General features: G+C 66.3%; 17 protein-coding genes. 8 read left to right on the forward strand and 9 right to left on the reverse strand.

Annotation, left to right across the window (positions count from 1 at the left end; genetic code table 11):
• Positions 1-3 precede the first annotated feature (3 nt).
• The 4 genes from P12x_RS02460 to P12x_RS02475 all read right to left on the reverse strand — a co-directional run bounded on the left by P12x_RS02460 (position 4) and on the right by P12x_RS02475 (position 5781).
• Positions 4-1035: a hypothetical protein gene (locus P12x_RS02460; RefSeq protein ID WP_435007658.1), complete on the reverse strand. Its 1032-nt coding sequence runs from the start codon at positions 1033-1035 to the stop codon at positions 4-6.
• Between the two features lie 80 nt (positions 1036-1115).
• A complete protein-coding gene (locus tag P12x_RS02465) occupies positions 1116-1349 on the reverse strand; it encodes a hypothetical protein (protein ID WP_435007659.1) in 234 nt (77 codons plus the stop codon).
• A gap of 121 nt (positions 1350-1470) precedes the next feature.
• Positions 1471-5190, reverse strand: a complete 3720-nt coding sequence (gene metH / locus P12x_RS02470; protein ID WP_435009243.1) for a methionine synthase — start codon at positions 5188-5190, stop codon at positions 1471-1473.
• A gap of 153 nt (positions 5191-5343) precedes the next feature.
• Positions 5344-5781 carry a hypothetical protein gene (locus P12x_RS02475; RefSeq protein ID WP_435009244.1) on the reverse strand — a complete coding sequence of 146 codons (438 nt, stop codon included), beginning with the start codon at positions 5779-5781 and terminating at the stop codon, positions 5344-5346.
• A gap of 208 nt (positions 5782-5989) precedes the next feature.
• Here P12x_RS02475 and argB point away from each other — a divergent pair, with 208 nt between their 5' ends.
• From argB to rph, 4 genes are all read left to right on the forward strand, one after another.
• Entirely contained in the window at positions 5990-6913 is a 924-nt protein-coding gene (gene argB / locus P12x_RS02480; RefSeq protein ID WP_435011754.1) for an acetylglutamate kinase, read from the forward strand.
• 115 nt (positions 6914-7028) lie between these two features.
• Positions 7029-8243 carry an aspartate aminotransferase family protein gene (locus P12x_RS02485; protein WP_435009245.1) on the forward strand — a complete coding sequence of 405 codons (1215 nt, stop codon included), beginning with the start codon at positions 7029-7031 and terminating at the stop codon, positions 8241-8243.
• Between the two features lie 14 nt (positions 8244-8257).
• Entirely contained in the window at positions 8258-9283 is a 1026-nt protein-coding gene (gene argF, locus P12x_RS02490; protein ID WP_435009246.1) for an ornithine carbamoyltransferase, read from the forward strand.
• A 32-nt stretch (positions 9284-9315) separates the two neighbouring features.
• The gene (rph, locus tag P12x_RS02495; protein WP_435009247.1) at positions 9316-10032 is read left to right on the forward strand and encodes a ribonuclease PH; all 717 of its coding nucleotides are present in this window, start codon (positions 9316-9318) and stop codon (positions 10030-10032) included.
• Between the two features lie 107 nt (positions 10033-10139).
• Here the strand turns inward: rph and P12x_RS02500 are convergent, their stop codons facing one another.
• Positions 10140-12677 carry a sodium-translocating pyrophosphatase gene (locus P12x_RS02500; protein WP_435009248.1) on the reverse strand — a complete coding sequence of 846 codons (2538 nt, stop codon included), beginning with the start codon at positions 12675-12677 and terminating at the stop codon, positions 10140-10142.
• 277 nt (positions 12678-12954) lie between these two features.
• Here P12x_RS02500 and P12x_RS02505 point away from each other — a divergent pair, with 277 nt between their 5' ends.
• Together P12x_RS02505 and P12x_RS02510 are read left to right on the forward strand one after the other, a co-directional pair.
• Complete coding sequence (locus P12x_RS02505; protein WP_435009249.1) at positions 12955-14328, forward strand: DUF1501 domain-containing protein; 1374 nt, start codon at positions 12955-12957, stop codon at positions 14326-14328.
• A 158-nt stretch (positions 14329-14486) separates the two neighbouring features.
• Entirely contained in the window at positions 14487-14966 is a 480-nt protein-coding gene (locus tag P12x_RS02510; RefSeq protein ID WP_435009250.1) for a ferritin, read from the forward strand.
• A gap of 110 nt (positions 14967-15076) precedes the next feature.
• On the opposite strand, the gene P12x_RS02515 is transcribed toward P12x_RS02510, so the two are convergent.
• From P12x_RS02515 to P12x_RS02525, 3 genes are all read right to left on the reverse strand, one after another.
• Positions 15077-16036 (reverse strand): response regulator, encoded by a 960-nt coding sequence (locus P12x_RS02515; protein ID WP_435009251.1) that lies wholly within the window; start codon positions 16034-16036, stop codon positions 15077-15079.
• A 125-nt stretch (positions 16037-16161) separates the two neighbouring features.
• Positions 16162-17064 (reverse strand): alpha/beta hydrolase, encoded by a 903-nt coding sequence (locus P12x_RS02520; protein WP_435009252.1) that lies wholly within the window; start codon positions 17062-17064, stop codon positions 16162-16164.
• A 282-nt stretch (positions 17065-17346) separates the two neighbouring features.
• Positions 17347-18363: an acyltransferase family protein gene (locus P12x_RS02525; protein WP_435009253.1), complete on the reverse strand. Its 1017-nt coding sequence runs from the start codon at positions 18361-18363 to the stop codon at positions 17347-17349.
• 585 nt (positions 18364-18948) lie between these two features.
• Here P12x_RS02525 and P12x_RS02530 point away from each other — a divergent pair.
• Positions 18949-20289 carry a hypothetical protein gene (locus P12x_RS02530; RefSeq protein WP_435009254.1) on the forward strand — a complete coding sequence of 447 codons (1341 nt, stop codon included), beginning with the start codon at positions 18949-18951 and terminating at the stop codon, positions 20287-20289.
• A 4-nt stretch (positions 20290-20293) separates the two neighbouring features.
• Here P12x_RS02530 and P12x_RS02535 read toward each other — a convergent pair whose 3' ends face one another.
• The gene (locus tag P12x_RS02535; RefSeq protein WP_435009255.1) at positions 20294-20719 is read right to left on the reverse strand and encodes a hypothetical protein; all 426 of its coding nucleotides are present in this window, start codon (positions 20717-20719) and stop codon (positions 20294-20296) included.
• A 253-nt stretch (positions 20720-20972) separates the two neighbouring features.
• On the opposite strand from P12x_RS02535, the gene P12x_RS02540 reads away from it, so the two are divergent.
• The gene (locus P12x_RS02540) at positions 20973-21992 is read left to right on the forward strand and encodes an LLM class flavin-dependent oxidoreductase (protein ID WP_435009256.1); all 1020 of its coding nucleotides are present in this window, start codon (positions 20973-20975) and stop codon (positions 21990-21992) included.

Consider the following 21992-nt stretch of genomic DNA (forward strand, 5'->3'; position numbering starts at 1 on the left):
GTTTCATGCGGCTCGGTTCCAGAACAGGTCCCATTGGTCGGTGTGGCGGCAGCAGATCAGCGCCGCCATCGCGCGGGCGTTCTTGTGCCTCCAGCGGGCGCCCCGGGCCTTGAGCCTCAGGCCCAGCGTCTTGGCCGCGCCCTCCACCACGCCGCTTCCGATCGCATCGCCGGCCGCCAGGCGTCCCGCATAGTCGATCCGCCCCAGGTGCGGCAGGAAGTAGTTCAGCAGCCTCCCCAGGGCCTCCCGCCGAGCCGGTGTGTCCTCGCGTTCGAGCTCCTCGCCGATCTGTCGACAGACCCCGACCCAGCCCTCCTTCAGCAGCAACTCGCGGCCGTGCTCGTGGAACGCCTTGGCCTCGGCGGTGCCCTCGCCGTGCAGTCGCTTGCCGGCGGCGGCGATGTGCTGGCTAGCGTGGTAGATGTCCAGCGTCTGGGCGCACCCGGTGAGGGCCCTCCCGGCCGCCTTCCAGATCCACGAGGCCCCGTCGCCCAGCACGTGGAGTCGGGCCATCGAGGGCAGGCCCAGCCGCCTCAGCCGGCCCCACCACGACCGCCGGAACCGCCTCGCCGCCGAGATGTCGGCCCACATCACGCGAGCCGTGGCCTCGGGCAACTCGCGCGACTCCCACTGGGCCGGCGTGGCCGACTCGGCCGTGGGCCTCCGCTGGGCCACGGCGATCTTCAGGTCGCGCCAGCCCTTCTCGCGGGTGTTGACCTTGCCGGCGTCGACGGCGAATTCCCAGCCCCCCTCGGCCTCCCGGAAGGCCTCGGCCGAGGCCGTCTCCCGGCCCTGCCAGCTCGCGATCCGGCCGGCCTGGCGTTCGCAGGCCACGCGGAGCGTCTCGGCCGCCGGCGAGACCCCGAGCAGTTCCACGAGGTGCTCGCGCGTCCGGGCGAAGGAGAGGTCGGCGGCCAGACGGCCGGCCTTGCGTTGCAGCCGCGGGCTGAGGCCGCCATCGAGACCGAGGGCGGAATCGGCGTGATATCCGCCGGGCTGGCAAGGGCATCGCGAGCCCCACCAGCGTCGCCGCAACCCGATCCGGCCCAGGCAGGTGAAGACCTCCCGTGTGGCGACCCCGCGATTCTCGCGACCCTGTCCACACGGACAGGTCCTCAGGGTCGCCCCTTTTTCTCGGCGGCGTCCAGGCGGGCCTGGGCGACGCGCTGGAGGACCAGGCGTTGCTGCTCGCGGCCCTTCTCGATGACGGCGTCCTCGCAGGCCTCGAGGACCGAGCCGTCGGGGGCCGAGGCGGCCAGGTCCTTCATCTCGCCGACGAAGTCGGCGTAGCCCCGGATCAGGTCCTCGTCCTCGCCGTCGATCTCCAGGGTGATCGTCTTACGTGCCATCGTGGGCCTCCGTGGGGTCGCGTCGGGGGAATGACCCAATTTGCCAGGTCGAGCGACTCACCACCAGAGGAACTGGTTACACCCGAGGACTCACGTCGAGACAGCTTGGGGCGACGCCGGATCAGGCCGGCTCGTATCCCAGGTTGGGCGAGAGCCAACGCTCGATCTCGGGCAGGGGCTTCCCCTTGCGGGCGGCATAGTCTTCGACCTGGTCCTTGGTGATCAGGTCGACCGCGAAGTAGCGGGCCCCGGGATGGGCGAAATAGAGGCCGCTGACCGAGGCGGCCGGGTGCATGGCCAGGCTCTCGGTCAGCCAGATCCCGGTGGCGGCCTTCACATCCAGCAAGTCCCAGAGGGTCGTCTTCTCGGTGTGATCCGGACAGGCGGGGTAGCCGGGAGCCGGGCGGATCCCCCGGTAACGCTCCTCGATCAAATCTTCGGAACTCAAACCCTCATCCAGTCCGTAGCCCCAGTCGCGGCGGGCCTGGCGGTGGAGCATCTCGGCGAAGGCCTCGGCCAGGCGGTCGGCCAGGGCCTTGGTCATGATCGCCGAGGGGTCGTCCCCCTTCTCCTCGAACGAGCGGGCCAGCTCGTCGGCACCGATCCCGGTGGTCACGGCGAAGGCGCCGAGGTAGTCGATTCTTCCCGAATCCAGCGGGGCCACGTAGTCGGCCAGGCTCCGGAAGTCCTTCTGCCCCTGGCGCTCCCACTGCTGCCGGAGGGTGTGAATCCGGCCTCGCTCGGCCGATCGCGCCTCATCGGTGTAGAGGATGATGTCGTCCCCGACCGAGTTCGCCGGGAAGAATCCGTAGACGCCGCCGGCCCGGAGCAACTTCTCGGCCACGATCCGGTCGAGCAGTTCGGTCGCGTCCTGGAACAGTTCCTTGGCGACCTCGCCGACGGTCGGGTCCTGGAAGATCGCGGGATACTTCCCCTTCAGTTCCCAGGCCATGAAGAACGGCGACCAGTCGATGAATGGGATGATCTCGCCGAGCGGGACGTCCGCCAGGACCTTGGGCCCGAGGAAGCTCGGGCGGTCGATCGGGGCGTTCGCCCAGTCGGGGCGGTAGCGCCTCCGGAGGGCCTCGTCGTAAGGGACGAGCTTGCGCTGGACCTTCTTAGCGAAGGCGGCTCGCTCCTTCTCCTGCATCTCGCGATTCTGGCGGTCGATCTCCGGCCGGGTCTCGGGTCGGTTCAGCCGATCGACGACGCTGACGCTCCGCGAGGCATCCTTGACGTGGACGACCGGCCCGCCGTAGTGCCCGGCGATCTTGACGGCGGTGTGCTTGGCGCTGGTGGTCGCCCCTCCGACCATGAGCGGGATCGTGAACCCCTGCCGCTCCATCTCCTTGGCGACGTGCGCCATCTCGTCGAGCGAGGGCGTGATCAGGCCGGAGAGGCCGATCATGTCCACGTCGTGGTCGCGGGCGGCCTGAAGGATCTTCTCGCACGAGCACATCACGCCGAGGTCGATGATCTCGTAGTCGTTGCAGCCGAGGACGACGCCGACGATGTTCTTGCCGATGTCGTGGACGTCCCCCTTCACGGTGGCCATCAAGACCTTGCCGCGCGCCTTGTGCTCCCCCTCGGCCCCGCCGGCGGCGACCTTCTCGGCCTCCATGAACGGCAGGAGGTACGCCACCGCCTTCTTCATCACCCGGGCGCTCTTGACCACCTGGGGGAGGAACATCTTGCCCGAGCCGAAGAGGTCGCCGACGACGTTCATCCCGTCCATCAAGGGACCTTCGATGATGTGGAGCGACCGGCCGTACTTGAGCCGGGCCTCCTCGACGTCGGCGTCGATGTGGTCGACGGTCCCGGTGATCAGGGCGTGCTTGAGCCGCTCCTCGACCGTCCCCTCGCGCCAGGAAAGGTCCTGCGTGGTGGCCTTCTTCCCCTTCTTCTTGACCGTCTCGGCGAACTCGGTCAGGCGGTCGGCGGCGTCGGCTCGGCGGTTGAGCAGGACGTCCTCGACTTTTTCGAGCAGGTCCTTGGGGATCTCGTCATAGACCTCCAGTTGCCCGGGGTTGACGATCCCCATGTCGAGCCCGGCACGGATGGCGTGGTAGAGGAACGCGGCGTTCATCGCCTCGCGGACCGTGTCATTCCCCCGGTAGGAGAACGAAACGTTAGAAACACCGCCGCTGGTCTTGCACTCGGGGAGCCGTTTCTTCAGTTCGCGGACGGCCTCGATGAACTCGACCGCGTAGTTGTTGTGCTCCTCGATCCCGGTGCCGACGGTCAGGATGTTGGTGTCGAAGATGATGTCGCTGGGGCGGAACCCGACCTCCTCGGTCAGGAGCCTGTACGACCGCTCGCAGATGGAGACCTTGTGGTCGCGCGTGACGGCCTGGCCTTCTTCGTCGAAGGCCATCACCACCACGGCGGCACCGTAGCGCCTCACCAGGCGGGCCAGTTCGAGGAACTTGGCCTCGCCCTCCTTCAGGCTGATCGAGTTGACGATCGACTTGCCCTGGACGCACTTCAAGCCCGCCTCGATGACCGACCATTTCGAGCTGTCGACCATGATCGGCACCCGGGCGATGTTCGGGTCGGCGCCGATCTGGTTGAGGAAGCGGGTCATGGCCGCCTCGCCGTCGATCATCCCCTCGTCCATATTGACGTCGAGGATATTCGCGCCCCCCTCGACCTGGTCGCGGGCCACGGCCACGGCTTCTTCGAAGTTTCCCTCGCGGATCAGGCGGGCGAACTTCTTGGAACCGGTGATGTTGGTCCGCTCGCCGACCATGATGAAGTTGGTCTCGGGGCGGATCGTCAGCGGCTCCATCCCGCTGTAGCTGCTCCAGCCGGTCGGGGTGGGTCGCTTCCGGGGGACGATCCCCTCGACGGCCTTCGCGATCTGGCGGATGTACTCGGGGTTGGTCCCGCAGCAGCCGCCGACGATGTTCAGCCAGCCGCTCCGGGCGAAATCGGCGATGACCTCCGCCATCTCCTCGGGGGTATTGTCGAAGTCGCCGAATCCGGTCGGCATCCCGGCATTGGGGTGGATGTTGATGTGACAGGTCGCCACCTCGGCCAGCGCCTCGACGTTGGGCCGCATCTCCCCGGCACCCAGGGCGCAGTTGATCCCGACGCTCAGCAGGTCGAAGTGCGAGACCGAGTGCCAGAACGCCTCGATGGTCTGGCCGGAGAGGGTCCGCCCGGCCTTGTCGATGATCGTGCCCGAGACCATCACGGGCAGTCGGACGTCGTGATCCTCGAAATACTTGGAGATGGCGAAGAGGCACGCCTTCATGTTCAGCGTGTCGAAGCTGGTCTCCGGGAACAGGATGTCGACCCCTCCGGCGACAAGGCCGGCGGTCTGTTCGTAGTAGGCGTCGACCAGTTCGTCGAAGGTGACATTCCGGTGCGCGGGGTCGGCGACATTGGCCGCCACGGAGGCCGACTTGTCGGTCGGCCCGAGGCTACCGGCGACGAACCGCGGCCGGTCGGGCGTCTTCTCCAGATATTCGTCGGCCACCTTGCGGGCCAGCGCCGCCGAGGCCCGGTTCATCTCGAAGGCGAGGTGTTCCAGGCCATAATTGACCATCGTGATCTTGTTCGAGTTGAACGTATTGGTCTCGATGATATCGGCGCCGGCGTCGAGGTACGCGCGATGGATGCCGGCGATCACGTCGGGCCGGGTGATCGAGAGGAGGTCGTTGTTCCCCTTCAGCGGCTTATTGGCGGGGTGGTCGCGGAACTGGTCGCCCCGGAAGTCTTCCTCGTCCAGGTTGTAGGTCTGGACCATCGTCCCCATGGCCCCGTCGAGGATCATGATCCGCTCGGCCAGGATCTCTTCGAGCAGCTCTTGCGTGGTTGCCTGGGCTGATTTAAGCATCGCTGGGCCTGCTCACGGGGGATGAGGACGATCGAATGGTCCGACGGAAGGTTTATGGTGATTCTATTGATTTGACAATAGATCCTATGGTTCCCGGCGGGTCGGCTGATTATCGAATCGCGCTAGATCGGCTGTCAAGGCGACCGGAGATGGTCAGGGGAGGCCCGTCACGGCCATCAGCAGGGCCAGGGCCCCGATCACGTAGGCCCAGATCAGCAACTGAGTTCGAGCGGAGGGGGGCATCCACCGGGGTCGTTCCCGGCTGCTCCACCGCGAGACGACGGCCGAACAGGCATGGCGATCGAGGAAAGGATAGGACCCGGTCCTGCCGCAGTCGAGGCAGTGGAACTGGACGGCCCGGGGCAGGTAGACCAGGATGAGGACCGTCGCGACGGCCAGGGGAGGGAACGGCCCGTCGAGCAGGAGCCACCGGGCGGAGAGCCACCAGAGGATCAGCACCAGGGTCGCCAGGAACGGGTTGACCACGACCCGCTGGTGTTCGCGCGGGTCGAAGTCCCGGAGCCGGGAGGGGGCGAGCGGGATCGGGTCGAACTCGGGGTCGGCTCGCTCGGGCCGACGGGGGGCATCCACGGTGCATTGACCTCCGGGAGGGGGGACGTGTCGCCCTAACCGACCTCGACGTGCCCCCGCCTTGATTTTAGCCGATCGTCGGCGTGATGTCCTTGACCATCGGGCTCGCGGGCGGGACAATGGCGGTTTGTTCTTTCGAAGAGAGCGCGACGAGGGCCGCGACGTGCACGAGGAAGCGATCCGCAAGGCGGACGTCCTGATCGAGGCGATGGGGTACTTCCGCCAGTTCCACGGGAAGTTTACCGTCATCAAGCTCGGCGGATCGGTGATGGAAGACCCCGAGGCACTCCGGGCGCTCCTGGTCGACGTCGTGTTCATGCAGACCGTCGGCATGCGTCCGGTGGTCGTCCACGGCGGCGGCAAGGCGATCACCCAGGCCATGGAAAAGGCCGGCCTGGAAGCCCGATGGGTCCAGGGTCGCCGATACACCGACGACGCCACGCTGGCGATCGTGGCCAGGGTCCTGGCCGAGGAAATCAACGAGGACATCGTCCGCCACATCCGGAAGTTCGGCGGCCGGGCCTCGGGCCTGCACCACAAGACGACCCAGTGCCTCTTCGGGACCCGGCTCACGCTCCCCGGCGAGAACGGCCAGCGGATCGACCTGGGCCGCGTGGGCGAGGTGACCGAAGTCGACGATGATCCGATCGTCAACTCGTGCCTGGCCGGGATCATCCCGGTCCTCCCCTCGCTCGCCGAGGACGACCGCGACGAGGAAAATGGCCTGTACAACGTGAATGCCGACACCGCCGCCGCCGCCGTCGCCCGCGCCCTCAAGGCCGAGAAGCTGGTCTTCCTCACCGACACCCCGGGCATCCTGGCCGATCGCCACGACCCGACCAGTCTCCTGCCCAGCCTCACGCCCGAGGACTGCCGGGCCCTGATCGCCCGGGGGGTGATCGACAAGGGGATGATCCCCAAGGTCGAGGCCTGCCTCGAAAGTCTGGAAGCGGGCGTCCGGAAGGCCCACATCGTCGACGGACGACTCCGACACTCACTCCTGGTCGAGACCTACACCACGACCGGGGTCGGCACCGAGATCGTCCTGAAAGCGGACGCCGTGAATGGCCAGAGGCCGGCAAACGGGATTGACCGGGTTCCGGTCCATTCGCAGCTCAGGGCGAACGGGTAAGGTCGCTCTCGTGTCGTTCCTCGCGTCAAGAAAAGTCTCACCGTAGGGCAGGCCTTGGCCTGCCGCCCGGCTCCGGCAGGCCAAGGCCTGCCCTACAAAATCCGAGTAATCACCCATGTCCCAAGCCGCCACTCAAACCTCGGCCGAGACGATCGCCCAGTTTGATCGCTACGTGGTCTCGAATTATCGCCGATATCCGGTCTGCCTGGTCCGGGGCGAAGGGTCCTGGGTCTGGGACGCCGAAGGGCGGAGGCTCCTGGATTTCTTCCCGGGGTGGGGCTGCAACCTGTTGGGGCACTGCCCTCCCCGGGTGGTCGAGGCGGTCCGGGACCAGGTCGGTCAGTTGATCCACGTGCCGAACACCTGGTACATCGAGGCCCAGGGGGCCTTCGCCCAGGCCCTCTCCGAGCGGTCGTTCGGCGGCCAGTGCTTCTTCTGCAATAGCGGGGCGGAGGCGAACGAGGCGGCCATCAAGATGGCCAAGGCGTATGGTCATCCCTCGGGCCGGTACAAGATCGTGACGATGGAGAACGGCTTCCACGGCCGGACCTACGCCGCGCTCTCGGCCACCGCCCAGCCGAAGTATCACGCCGGTTTCGAGCCGCTGGTCCCCGGCTTCTCCTACGTCCCGTTCGGCGACCTGGACGCCCTGGCCGCCGCGATCGACGATCAGACGGCCGCCGTCATGGTCGAGCCGATCCAGGGGGAAGGGGGGGTCAATCTCCCGCCTCCCGGCTACCTCGAAGGCATCCGCAAGCTCTGCGACGAGCGGGGCGTGTTGCTGATCCTGGACGAGGTCCAGACCGGCCTGGGTCGGACCGGCGAGTGGTTCGGCTATCAGCATTACGGGATCGTGCCCGATATACTCACCTGTGCCAAGGCCCTGGCCGCCGGGGTGGCGGCGGGCGTGGCGATCGCCAAGGTGAACGTGGCCGCGGCGCTCAAGCCGGGGATGCACGCCAGCACCTTCGGCGGGAACCCGATCGCCTGCCGGGCCGGGCTCGCCGCGATCGAGACGATCGAGGCCGACGGGCTCTTGGCCCGCGGCCAGGCGATCGGCGAGCGGTTCCGATCGCACTTCGAGCGGTGGCGGGCCGAGATGCCCGCCTTGATCAAGGACATCCGGGTCAAGGGCGTGATGATCGGCCTGGAATTGAACGTGGACGCCTCGGGCGTGGTGGCCGACTGCATGGATCAGGGGCTCCTGATCAACGCAACGCACGGGACCGTGATCCGGCTCCTGCCGGCCTTGAATCTCACCGACGAGCAGATCGACGAGGGGTGCACGACGCTCCTCGGGGCGCTCCGACGACTGGCCGCGCAGGGCTGAAAGGGGTGCGTCTCGTGGTCCGACACTTCATCGATCTCTTCGACATCACGGCCGATGAGGCCGCCACCATGCTCGACCGGGCGGCCAGCCTGAAGAGCGAGGACCGACGGCACGGCGCACGCTCGCCGATGCTGGCCGGCCGGACCCTGGGCCTGGTCTTCGACAAGCCCTCGCTCCGGACTCGCGTCAGCTTCGAGGCGGCGATCACCCAGCTCGGCGGCAATGCGATCTTCCTCAACGGTAAGGATGTCGGCCTCGGGGTCCGCGAGAGCGTGGCCGACTTCGCCCGGGTCATCAGCCAGTACGTCGACGCCCTGGCCGTCCGGACCTTCTCGCAGACGACCATCGAGGAACTGGGCCGGCACGCGACGATCCCGATCATCAACGCCCTCTCCGATGCCTCGCACCCCTGCCAGGCGCTCGCCGACCTCTTGACGGTCCTCGAGTCGCTGGGCGAGTTGAAGGGCTTGAAGTTCGTCTTCGTCGGCGACGGCAACAACGTGGCGAGGTCGCTCGCCCAGGCCTCGGCCATGTTCGGGGTGGACTTCGTGCTGGCCTGCCCCCCCGGCTACGAGTATCCGGCTGCCTTCGCCTCGAAGTTCGCCGAAGCGTATCCGGGAGTCCCCCTGACGATCGAGAACGACCCCAGTACCGCCGTCACCGGGGCCGACGTGATCTACACCGACGTCTGGGCCAGCATGGGGCAGGAGGACGAGGTCGACTCGCGCAAGACCGTCTTCGCCCCCTATCGGGTCGACGAGGGCCTGCTTGCCCTCGCCAAGCCCGGGGCGATTTTCCTCCACTGCCTGCCCGCCCGGAGGGGTGAGGAAGTGACCGACGAGGTCCTCGACGGACCCCAGAGCCGTGTCGTTCACCAGGCCGCCAACCGCCTGCACTTTCAGAAGGCGTTGCTGGTCTGGCTCCTCCATGACAACACCACCGAGGGCGAGAGCGTCGACGCCCTGCTTAATCGCTTCACCGATCGAGCTTCACCGCAGGTCGGCAACGGGCCCACCGATCGGTTTGAACCGGAAGTCTAAGCTTCTCCGTGCCGGAAGATTGAGGGAACCTGATGCCCCGTCACGATGGCCGAAGTCCTCACGAGATCCGCCCGGTCTCCATCGAGCGGGGGTTCATCCGGACCAGCCCCGGGAGCGTCCTCTATCGATCGGGGGCGACGACGGTACTGGTGACCGCCCATCTCTCCGATAAGGTCCCGCCGTTCCTCGAAGGGAAGGGGGTCGGCTGGCTGACCGCCGAGTACGCCATGCTCCCGGGCAGTACGCCGACCCGGAAGTCCCGAGGGTCCGACGGTCGCTCCACCGAGATCCAGCGCCTGATCGGTCGGAGCCTCCGGGCGATCGTCGACATGAAGGTGCTCGGCCCCTGGACGATCCACGTCGACGCCGATGTGATCGAGGCCGACGGCGGGACCCGGACCGCCGCGATCACCGCCGCCTTCATCGCCGTGGCCGACGCCCTGAAGGTCCGGTTCGGCAAGGCCGCCCACGGGATCCTGACCGATAGCGTGGCCGCCGTCTCCGCCGGGATCGTGGGTGGCGAGCCGGTCGTCGACCTCGACTACATCGAGGATTCGAAGGCCGAGGTCGACATGAACGTGGTGAGGCTGGGCGGGGGAGGGTTGGTCGAGGTCCAGGGGACCGGCGAGAACGGCACCTTTTCGAGGGGGCAGCTTACCACCCTGCTCGACCTGGCCGAAGGCGGAATCGACCGGCTCAAGCAACTCCAGCGCGAGGCGCTGGGCGATGCCTGGCCGTTCGAATCCTGAGCCTCGACCTACCAGGTCCTACTTACTGATTCGCTGCCTCCTTCTCCCTTTGGAAGAGGGAGGCTGTTTCCTCCTCAGCAGAGAAGGGCCGGGGATTCGCTTGGCGTTCAGGAAATCGCCGCCAGTTCCTTCACTTCTTCGTCCGCCTTGGCGGCGGGCTCCCCAACACCGATCCTCATCCCGTAGAAGCTCCGGTGGACGAAGAACAGGGCGATCCCGAAGAAGAGCACCGACAGCAAGACCTTCAGGAGCGGGGGCAGCTCCAGTGCCAGCTCGACGGCCAGGAGGCCGAAGAGCGTCGAGAACTTGATGATCGGGTTCATGGCCACCGAGCTGGTGTCCTTGAACGGGTCGCCCACGGTGTCGCCCACCACGGTCGCGGCGTGGAGGTCGGTCCCCTTCTCGCGGAGTTCGGTCTCGACGATCTTCTTGGCGTTGTCCCAGGCCCCTCCGGCGTTGGCCATGAAGACGGCCTGGAAGAGCCCCGAGATCGCCAGGCCGATCAGGAAGCCGACGAAGAAGAACGGCTCGATGAACGCCGCCCCCAGCGTCAGGAAGAAGACGGTCAGGAAGATATTGAACATCCCCGCCTGGGCGTACTGGGTGCAGATCTCGACGACCCGCTTGGAGTCTTCCAGGCTTGCCTTGACCTGGCCGTCGAGCTTCATGTGCCGCTTGATGAAGGCGACGGCCCGGTAGGCTCCCGTGATCACGGCCTGGGTGCTGGCCCCGGTGAACCAGTAGATCGTGGCGGTCCCCGCCAGCATCCCGAGCAAGAATGGGGCGTGGAGGATCGAGAGGTAGGCCACCTTGGTCATGTCCAGCTCGGTGAACCGGCCCGAGGTCGGATCCTTCAGGCCGGTCAGCAGGACGACAATCGAGAAGATCATCGTCGTTGCCCCGACGACCGCCGTGCCGATCAGGACCGGCTTTGCGGTGGCCTTGAAGGTGTTGCCCGCGCCGTCGTTCTCCTCCAGGAGGAGCTTGGCCTTCTCGAAGTCGACGTCGAAGTTGTAGTCCCGCTTCAACTCCTGGGAGATCCCGGGTTCCTGCTCGATCAGCGAGAGTTCGAAGACGCTCTGGGCGTTGTCGGTGACCGGCCCGTAGCTATCGACCGCGATGGTGACCGGTCCCATCCCGAGGAATCCGAAGGCGACCAGGCCGAAGGCGAAGACCGCCGGGGCGATCATCAGGTTGCTGGGGAAGGCCAGGCTCACTCCGTAGGCCCCCGCCATCAGGAGGACGATCACCACGCCGCCGACCCAGAAGGCCGAGAAATTCCCGGCGGTCAGGCCGCTCAGGACGTTCAGGGAGGCCCCGCCCTCTCGGCTGGCGGTGACGACCTCGCGGACGTGCGCCGAGGAGGTCGAGGTGAAGAACTTGGTCACCTCGGGGATCAAGGCCCCGGCCAGGGTCCCGCAGGTGATGATCGTGGCCAGCTTCCACCAGAGGTGGCCGTCGCCGCCGACCCCATAGACCAGCAAGAGGCTCGCCAGGTAAGTCCCGGCGATCGAGATCGCGCTGGTCAGCCAGACCAGGCGGGTCAGCGGCTCCTCGTAGTCGAAGGCGGCGCCGGCTTCGTACTTCTTCCGCGAGATCGACTCGTTGATGAAGTAGGCGGCGCCGCTGGCCACGACCATCAGGATCCGCATCGCGAAGATCCAGACCAGGAGGTCGGACTGCACCTGCGGGCTGGCCACGGCCAGCATGATGAAGGTGATCAGGGCCACGCCGGTGACGCCGTAAGTCTCGAATCCGTCGGCGGTCGGGCCGATGGAATCGCCCGCGTTGTCGCCCACGCAGTCGGCGATCACGCCGGGGTTCCTCGCGTCGTCCTCCTTGACCTTGAACACGATCTTCATCAGGTCGGCGCCGATGTCGGCGATCTTGGTGAAGATCCCGCCGGCCACCCGCAAGGCCGCCGCCCCCAGCGACTCGCCGATCGCGAAGCCGATGAAGCACGGCCCGGCCAGGGTCCGGGGGATGAACAGGAGGATGCAAAGCATGATCAGCAGCTCGACGCTGATCAAAACCATGCCGATCGACATCCCCGCCTTCAGGGGGATCGACGAGCAGAGGTACTGCGACCCCCGGAGCGAGGCCATGCACGTCCGCCCGTTGGCGAAGGTGTTGATCCGGATCCCGAACCAGGCCACCGCGTAGCTCCCGGCGATCCCGATCAGGCTGAACAGCAGGATCACCCCGACCTTCGCCGTCCGGGAGATCGCGGGGCCATCCCCGCCCTCGACGGATCCGGTCGAGAGGAACCCGAAGTAGGCGACGATCACCGCCGCGATGAACACCCAGAGCAGGAGGATGAATTTGCCCTGGGTCAGCAGGTAGGTCTTGCACGTCGCGTAGATCAATTCGGAGACGTCATGCATCGTCCGGTGGACCGGCAGATTCTTGAGCTGCCGATAGAAGACCAGGCCGAAGACCAGGCCCCCGGCGCAGATTAGCAGGCCGAGGAGCAGGAGCGTATATCCGGTCAGGAAGCCGCCCAGGAACTTCGTGGTGGTCAGGTCGGGCAGGACAAGGTCGGCCTCGCCCGCGAAGGATGCGGTCGGGTTCATCAAGGCCAGGGCTCCTCCCACCGTCGCCGCGAGCGTCGAGAGGGGGCGCCGGGATCTCCCGTGCTGGTTCATGGGGGGTATTCTCCTTGCCGGCCTCCAGGCCGGGCGGTGCGAGTCGATTTGTGATCAGGGGGGACCCCAAGACGGATTCGGCGTCTGACTCTATGGTAGCCCCGATTCGCCCTCAAGTGCCACCGACAAAACGGACGGTTCGGTTTGGAGCTGATGGATGCTTGGTGCATCGCAAGGAGGGCGGGCGATTCGCTGGACCTTGGGACAGCAATTGTTTAAGATTCGGCATCGGGATCGATCGTTTGGCCTGGATTGTCCCTCTGAATCAGGAGAAGCGATGAGCGATCTCAACTTCGGAACGGGCCCAGGGCCCAGCCGCCGGGCATTCCTCCAGGTTGGCTATTCCGGCCTGCTGGGGATGGGACTACCGGGCCTCCTGGCGGGCCGGGCGGCGGCGGCTCGCGGATCGGTGCCGGGCCGGGCGAAGTCGGTGATCGTGATCCTCCTCAGCGGCGGGCTCGGCCAGCACGACTCGTTCGACATGAAGCCCGAGGCCCCCGACGGGATTCGCGGCGAGTTCAAGCCGATCGACTCGGCCGTGCCCGGCATCCGGGTCTGCGAGCACCTGCCCCACCTGGCCGCGCGGATGGACAAGCTGGCGGTCGTCCGGTCGATGTCGCATCCCGAAGGGAATCACCTCCTGGCGGTCCACCGGGTCCTGACCGGCCAGGTCTCCAGCCCCAGGGGGGCCAGCGACCTCGACCGGATCGCCTCGCGGGACGACTTCCCCTGCTATGCCTCGGTCCTCGACTCGCTGGGCCGGAGGGGCGAGGGGATTCCCAGCGGCGTGGCCCTGCCGCTCCGCCTGGTGGAAGGCCCCCTGACCTGGCCGGGGCAGGACGGAGGATTCCTCGGACCCAAGCATGACCCCTGGCAGCTCAAGCTGAACCCGGGCAAGCCCGAGGAGAAGGACGATAGCCTGGCCCTCCCCGAGGGGCTCGACCCCGAACGTCTCCACCGCCGACGCCATCTGCTCGACCAGGCGGCCGTCCCCGTACCCGGCGACTCGTTCGTCGACCAGCAGGACGCCGCGCTCGCCATGCTCTGCAACGGCAAGGTCGGCCGGGCCCTGGACCTCGACCGCGAGGACCCCCGCCTGATCGACCGCTACGGCAAGCACCTCTTCGGCCGGTCGCTCCTGATGGCCCGACGCCTGGTCGAGTCCGGCGTGCCGATCGTCCAGGCGACCATGGGGATCGTCCAGACCTGGGACACCCACGTCGGGAACTTCCCCCGGCTCAAGGACGACCTGCTCCCCCCTCTCGACCGGGCCGTCTCGGCCCTGCTGGACGACCTGGGGTCGCGGGGCCTCTTGGACGAGACCTTGGTCGTGATGCTCGGCGAGTTCGGCCGGACCCCCAAGATCACCGAGCTGACCCCGGGAGCGGTCCCCGGCCGAGATCACTGGCCCAGCGTCTTCCCCGCGGTCTTCGCCGGCGGAGGGGTGGTCGGAGGCCAGTTGATCGGCAAGTCCGACCGTCTGGGAGCCTTCCCGATTTCGAGAAGCTTCGGCCCGCCCGACCTCGCCGCCACCATCTACAGCGCCCTCGGGGTCGACCCCTCCACCGAGTTGCGCGATCGACTCGGACGACCCCTCCGGCTCTGCTCGGGGGAGGTCATGACGCCCCTCTATACCACTGCGGCGGTCTGAATCGCGGACCGGGGCCGGATCCGGCAAATACCCGGATGGCCCCGGGCCGGCTTGACCTTGGTCCTTTCCAGGGACGGGGCTATCATGGGCCCTTCCCCTCGATCATTCCCGGGGTCGCGGTCCCGCCCCGGGCACGGAAACGAACGGAAGGTCCGATCATGCTCGTCAGCGCCAGGCTTCATGAGGCCATCAACCGACAGATCGGTAACGAGTTGGAAAACTCGCATCAGTATGTTGCAATCGCCTCGTACTTCGAGGGCGAGGGCCTCTTCGGGCTGGCCAAGATCTACTTCAAGCAGGCCGAGGAGGAGCGCGAACACGCGATGAAGTTCGTCAAGTTCGTGCTTGACACGGGCGGCAAGGTCGTGATCCCGGCGGTCTCCGAGCCCAGGAACCAGTTCGCCTCGGCGGAGGACGCCGCCCGGCTGGCGCTCGAATCCGAAACGCGGACGACTCGCCAGATCTACGACCTGGTCGAGTTGGCGGCCGAGGAGAAGAATCACATCACCTCGAACTTCCTCCAGTGGTACGTCGGCGAGCAGCTCGAGGAGATGTCGAGCGCCGAAACCCGCTTGTCGATCATCCGTCGGGCCGGCCCCAGCGTCCTGATGGTCGAGGCATACCTGGCCCACAATTGACCCACCGGGGTTGAGGCGGGAAACCGACCGTCGACCCGTTCGATCGGACCAGCGCAGACCCATCCGCCTCCCCCGATCTCCGGGTCCGGGGAGGCTGTTGGAGCGAGCGTTCAGGCGGATTTCCGCTTGACCAGCGTGATCTCGTTGCCTTCCGCATTGTGCGTGACCTCGTCCAGGAAGGTTCGAATCAAGATCATCCCTCGGCCGCCCACCCTCATGAAAACGTCCGGGTCGAAGGGCCTCTCGAGGCACGTGGTATCGAAGCCGGGGCCATCATCGCGGATGACGACCCGGGTCTCGTTCCGGTCGGTCTTCGACTCCACGAGGACACGTCGAGATCGGTAGGGTTCGGCCAGCCTCCGCTGGTCGGCCAGGTCGTAGAAGTTCTGTTCGTCATCCTGGCGGAGATCGGAACTGCATTCGAGGTTGCCGTGGTAAACGGCGTTGGATAGGGCTTCCAGGAGAGCGACGGCAATCCGGACCCGGGCCGTATCATCGCCGATCGCGAACGAGTCGAAGTCTTCCTGGATCAAGCCGATCAGGGGGACGATCAGGTTGAGATCGTTGCCGACCTCGAACTTCCGTAGGCATTCGGTCTGGTGGCTGAGGACGTTTCGCCGATCCCGATCTCCCGCCGCGACCGCGAGGATTCGCTCGAGCGTGACAACCAGCTCGTTGGCGAGAAACCGCTTGGGAAGGTAGTTCGCGGCCCCCGCCTTCAGGGCTCGCATCGCGACTTCTTCGCTCCCGAAGGCGGTCATCAGGATCACCGGGACTCTCGGGTGATTCGAGCGGATCGCCTGGACCAGTTCGAGCCCGTCCATGACTGGCATGCAGAGGTCGGTCACCACGGCCGCCGGCTCGGACTCCGCGATCATCTCGAGCGCCTGGGCCCCATGGCTGGCGCAGAGGACTTCCCGGCCGGTCCCCGTCTTGATGAGTCGTCCGGTGAATCGTTGCGAGAACCCGGAGTCGTCGACGACCAGGATCGGCGGAGGCTTCGGGTTGTGAGTGTCTCGTGGCCTCGCATCGGCGGCCGACTCGAGGTAAAGGGCTTCGAATGTTGGCACGGTCATCCCCCGGCGATGCGCGGATCGCCAGGACTGGGCGGCGCCACTGGCGGATATCGCAACCGTAGGTCACGATCGAGCGACCTTCAATCCGGGATCGTCCGATTTGAAATCGCACGGGGCGATCACTCCCGGAGCGGGGGCAGGGCGTCGAGGAACCGGCCGAGGGCGGTGAGGACCTTGGACCCGCCCACGTCGAAGAAATCGTTATGATCGGCGCCTTCGATGGTCAGTCGGGTCACGGGGGTCCGGGCCGCCTCGGCGAGCCGGTCGGCCATCTCGAACGGGATGATCTGATCGGCTCTCCCGTGGCCGATCAGCACCGGGCAGCCGACTCGCCCGATCTTCGAGAGGTTCTCGAACCGGTGGCGAAGCAGCCATGACGAGGGGAGGAACGGGAGCATCCGGTGGGCCAGGTCGGCCATCCGGGTGAAGGTGCAGAAGGTGGCCACTCCCGCGACCCGGTGCCGAGAGGCCAGGTCGAGCGCCACCGCACCGCCCAGCGACCACCCGGCGAGGACGATCCTCGACCGATCCACGTCTTTCCTCGATTCGAGGTAGCCCAGGGCGGCCTCTCCGGTCTCCCGGCAACCGGCCTCGCCCGGCCGCCCCTCGCTCATCCCGAAGCCAGCGTACTCGGGGATCATCACGTTGGCCCCGAGCCGTCGGAATTGTTGGAACTGATCGGTCGCGTCCCGGAGGGACATCGCGTTCCCGTAGAAATAGAGGAGCGTCGGCCGGGTCGAGGCATCGGGAAGTGGTCCGCCGTCGGGCCCCAGGGCCTGGCCGAAGAGTGCGACGACCCGATCGCCTCGCTCCGTGGTCAGTGTCACCAACTCGGCCCCGGGCAGCCGGGGGAGCCGGGCCTCGGGGCGACCCTGGGTCTGGGAGCCGGGGAAGATCAGTCGGGTCTGGGTGAAGAAGAAGAAGGCGACGATCCCGGCATAGATCAGCAAGGGGACCCGGATCAGGGGCCCGATCCATCTTCGACGAGCCCGAGGTCGGGGAGCGGGGCCTTCGGGATCCATGTCTCGTGCCCTCGTGGTCGGGGTCTTGAACGGGACTCCTCCAGCCCTCGAATGTCGGGAGGGTGGATGAGTCGCGACGGAACGGGAGACCGGAATAAGGGCGTCCTGGTTGTCTGACGGAACGATGGCCGCCCTGTCCGAATCCGACCCCCCGGCGTGATTCAAAGTCTCATGAGATCACGACGCCTTTGCCGTCGCCAGATCAAGGAAGGCCGTCCGCCGGCCGACTTTCGGGCTTGAGGCGGTCAAGTATCCCGGCTGAGACGCGGCAATGTCGGGCAATCACGCGGCTCTCTCCGCGAGCTTGGTTCCTCGTCGTGGATATCGGAACAGGAATTCGGCGTGATACCGGCGACAGAGCAGGCCAAGGAGCAGCGGCAGGACGATTCCTCCGACCGTCCCGATCACGAGATGAGTTGTCACGTCCTGGATCTTAAGCAATTTCTGGAGGGCGATGCGTAAGGCGGCCGAGGCGATCGTGTGGGCGACGTAGATTTCCAGCGAATAGGTGCCCAGGATGCGGACGAAACCCAGACCGCCGACCCGGCTCAGCAAGACCGATAGGGCGATCGAGGCGGCGATCCCGCAGAGGCTCACGGCTAATCCGATCAGCATCATCTCTTCCCAGCGTCGGGAGACCGATGTGGTGACGATCCCGTATCCGAGGAGAACGGTCAGGGCCAACGCGATCGAGGAAGCTCGATCGATTCGCTCGGTCCCCCCATGGTGATTGATCACCGATCCAAGCGCGTAGTAAACCCCATTGTTCCTCGCCGCCGAGAGAGGTTGCCAAGGCCCGAGCGATATCCATCTCTGGCTCACCCAGAAGGCGATGAAGGCCGAGAGGGCACCGAGCGGCCCGAGGCGGCATCGCCGGAGGATGTAATAGATGAGGCCGATCAGGAACAGTGCATAGAGGAACCAGAACTGCAAGATCGGATTGATCAAGATCCCGGCGAGGTCGTACAAGCTGGTCTGGTGGTTCGTGTAGCGGCCGACCGCGACCTGCACGAGCGTCTGGAGCGTCGACCAGATCAGGTAAGGATATGCGATCGTGGATAACCTGTCGCGCAGGAATTCGCCCGGACCCCGCTCGACCCCGCGCTCCGCGAACAAGCCCGAGAGGAGGAAAAACAGGGGCATGTGGAAGCTGTAAATCCACGAGTCGACGGAACGGAAGGCCGGGCCGTCGGCGATGATTCGGCTGGACTGGAGGCCCCTGAGGGTGTGACCGAGGACCACAAGAGTGATGCCGACTCCCTTGGCATAATCAACCCAGGCAATTCGTTTCGTTTTCATCGTTGACATGCATTCTGTTCCACTGCCGTTTTGGGGCTCGGCGGGGTGAGCGTCCTGGCGACGAACCGTGGAGTTATCATGCCCCTCTCTGGAATGGTGTCAATCGGGTATACCCGGTTTGGCAAGGGATGCCGGCTCGGGGGAACCGAGGATTTGCCGGGTTGGCGGAGGCCGCGGCCTGGTGACATCATCTGGCATTCGCCACCGGGGCTGGGAGGCGATTCCAGGAAGATCCGGCATGACTGTCGGATTCCTGGTCGTTTCGACCAGGGCGACGTACCAGGGTGGTACGAGTTCGCCCCGAAGGGCTCGATCCGGCGGGGAGACCGAGCCCACTTCGCATCCTCAAACGAGCGGGATGACCTGGCCGAGTGGCGGTCCTTATTCCCGTCCTCCGTACCGGTGCGATTCACTCCCCGAGAAGTCCCTCGGAAATGATCCGAGCGAGGGCAGGGGGGCCAGTGCGGGGTCTGCGGGCTCGCGCCGGAGGGGACCTTGATTTTCTGGCGAACCTTGGCGGTTATGCCGATAAGGAGGGTAATGCCGGGTCTCCGTGAATTTGGCTCATCGTGCCGACGAGGGGGAATGACGTTGTTCCAGATCCGATCGACACGATGGCTCGTCCTCGGGCTGGCGGCCTTCACGGGGATTTCGAGGGGTGACGAGATGGCGCCGCCAACCCCGATCGGGGTGGCGTTGCCCGCGAGCCCGACCTGGGAACAGGTCCTCGACGATTCGGTCTACCTGACCCAGGGGCCGGTCGGTACTCCTCCGAATGCGGCCGTCCCTCCGGCGGCGGACTCGATCCGGCAGGGACGGGCCTCGGCGGTCGACCCGAACAACCCGTTTCTCTCGCTCGGGCCGGCACCGGCCGCCCCGGCAGCCGCCCAGCCCCCGGTCACCCCTCCCCGGATGGGCATCCTCCAGATGATCGGCGATACCTCGCCCATCCTGGCGATCCGCCCGGCTCCGACCGCCCAGCCGGTCCCCACGACCCCGGCGCCGTTCCCGCCCAACAATCCTCCTCCGACTCCTAATCCTCGGACCGCCTCGGCCCTCTCTCCGGCCGTCCGCGGGTTCAAGATCTCCGAGAACCAGTCGCCCCAGCCCCAGGACCGCTTCTTCTATACTTTCAACTACTACTACAACCTCAACTCGGCGGTCGGGAAGCGGTTCGACACCCCGGTCAACGACCTCCGGGCCTATCGCCAGATCCTCGGGTTCGAGAAGACCTTCGACGGGGGACGGGCCTCGTTCGGGCTTCGAATGCCGATCGACACGCTTTATGCGGGCAGCCCAATCCAGGGGAATTTCGCCAAGCCGGGGGGGACCAGCACGGCGGTGGGCAACCTCAGCTTCTTCACCAAATTCCTGGTCCGGCAGGACCCCAAGACCGGCAGCCTACTCTCGGCGGGCCTGGTCGTCACCCCGCCGACCGGCCCGAGCAGCTTCGCCGGGGCGAAGTTCATCTCGTCGATCCAGACCACGACGATCCAGCCATTCGTCGGCTATATCTTCCGACGGGATCGGTTCTATCTCCACGGCTTCTCGGCATTCGAGTTTCCGGTCGACCCCGCCGACGTCACCCTGGCGTACAACGACGTGGGGGCGGGGTACTTCCTCTACCAGGATCCCGACCCCAACTCCTCGAAATTCCTGACCGCGATCGTTCCCACAGCCGAGGTTCACATCAACACGCCGTTGAATCACCGGAACCCCTACGACCCCAACGATGTGGCGGGCTCGGCCAACGTGGTCAACTTGACCGAGGGCGTGAGCTTCGAGTTCCGCCGGAGGTCGATCCTGACTTTCGGCGTGGTCACGCCGGTGACCTCGCCCAAGCCGTTCGACATCGAGGCCTTGATCCTCTTCAACGTCCGGTTCGGCGGCTCCCGGCGGACCCTCCCCGTGATGCTCGGGGGATGATCGATCAGGGGCCAGGCGAGGTCCTGGCCCGGTTGGCCTCGTAGTTGGCCATCCATTCGACTTGCCGGGAATTGTTGTGATAGCCGACCTGTCCCCCGATCCGGAGTGCCATCGAGGGATCGGCGTATTCGCAGATCTCGGCCCCGAAGCCCGGTGTCGGGTTGCAGTACGGCTGTCCCTGATAGGGACGACCGAGGAGACGCCGCCAGTAGCGGGGCCAGAAGGGCGATTCCATGCCGCCCATGATGGTCAGGCTGGCACCTGCCCCTCGGACATCGACCGCCGTATGGACGTGGTAATCCTTCTCGCGATAGACCTGCCAGGCGGGCCATCCCAGGCCGAGCATAAGGCCGACGATCAGGATCAGGATCATGGCTGTCCGGATGGTCGTGCGACGTTTCCGTGATCCTTGGCGAATATCGGTCGTCACTGGTAACTCCTCCCGCGTTACAACTGGAGTACCCCGGCGCGGATGCTCGTCATTCTCGCACTCGCAAAGCGAGATGACAAACATCCCGAAGTCGAGATTATTCCAGGGCTGGGGTGACGGGGCCGAATGGCGGAACGGCTTTCGGGTATCGTCGGCGTGAGTTGCCGGCGAGGTCCGACCTCCCTACCATTTCGAGAGTCGATCGCGAGCGATCGGACCTGTCGCTTCCCCGGGTCACGGACGGGCAGTCCTCATGGATCATCCATTTCCCTTCTCGGTCCTCGATCTCTCGCCGATCCGCGAGGGCGGCACGGCGGCCGAGGCCCTCCGAAACTCCCTCGACCTGGCCCAGCATGCGGATCGTTGGGGATATCGGCGGTACTGGGTGGCCGAGCATCACAACATCTCGGGCATCGCCAGCGCCGCGACGAGCGTGGTCATCGGCTACATCGCCGGGGGGACCGATCGGATTCGCGTCGGGGCGGGCGGGATCATGCTGCCGAACCACGCCCCGCTGGTGATCGCCGAGCAATTCGGGACCCTGGAATCGCTCTACCCGGGCCGGATCGACCTGGGTCTGGGCCGGGCCCCGGGCGGGGACCAGAAGACGGCCCTGGCCCTCCGACGCTACGCCGGGTCGGCCGACACCTTCCCCCAGGATCTCGAAGAGCTTCGATCCTACTTCCGACCGGCCGAGCCCGGTCAGGCCGTCCGCGCCGTCCCGGGGGAGGGGCTCGACGTGCCGATCTGGCTGCTCGGATCGAGCGACTTCAGCGCCCGGCTGGCGGCCGAGCAGGGCCTGCCCTTCGCCTTCGCCTCCCACTTCGCGCCGGATTATCTGTTCGCCGCGCTGTCGATCTACCGGGAGAACTTCCGCCCCTCGGCGACGCTCGACCGACCCCATGTCATGGTTGGGGTCAACGCGATCGCCGCCGACTCGGATGCCGAGGCCCATCGGCTATTCACGTCGCTCCAGCAGGCCTTCCTCAACCTGATCCGGGGCAAGCCCGGCCCCTTGAAGCCGCCGGTCGATGGGATGGAGGGCCGGTGGTCCCCCGCCGAGCGGGCCCATGTCGAGCGGATGACGCGGGTCTCGGTGGTGGGCTCGCCCGACTCGGTGAGCCGGGGCCTGGAAGCGGTGATCGAGGCCACCGGCGCGGATGAACTGATGCTGACCGGCGCGATCTTCGACCACGAGTCGAAGTTACGATCGTTCGAGATCCTCGCCGATGTCCGAGACCGCTTGCGGGTGGCTTCCGCGAATCTCGCTTGA

The organism is Tundrisphaera lichenicola, from assembly GCF_051175385.1.
Classification (GTDB): Bacteria; Planctomycetota; Planctomycetia; order Isosphaerales; family Isosphaeraceae; genus Tundrisphaera; species Tundrisphaera lichenicola.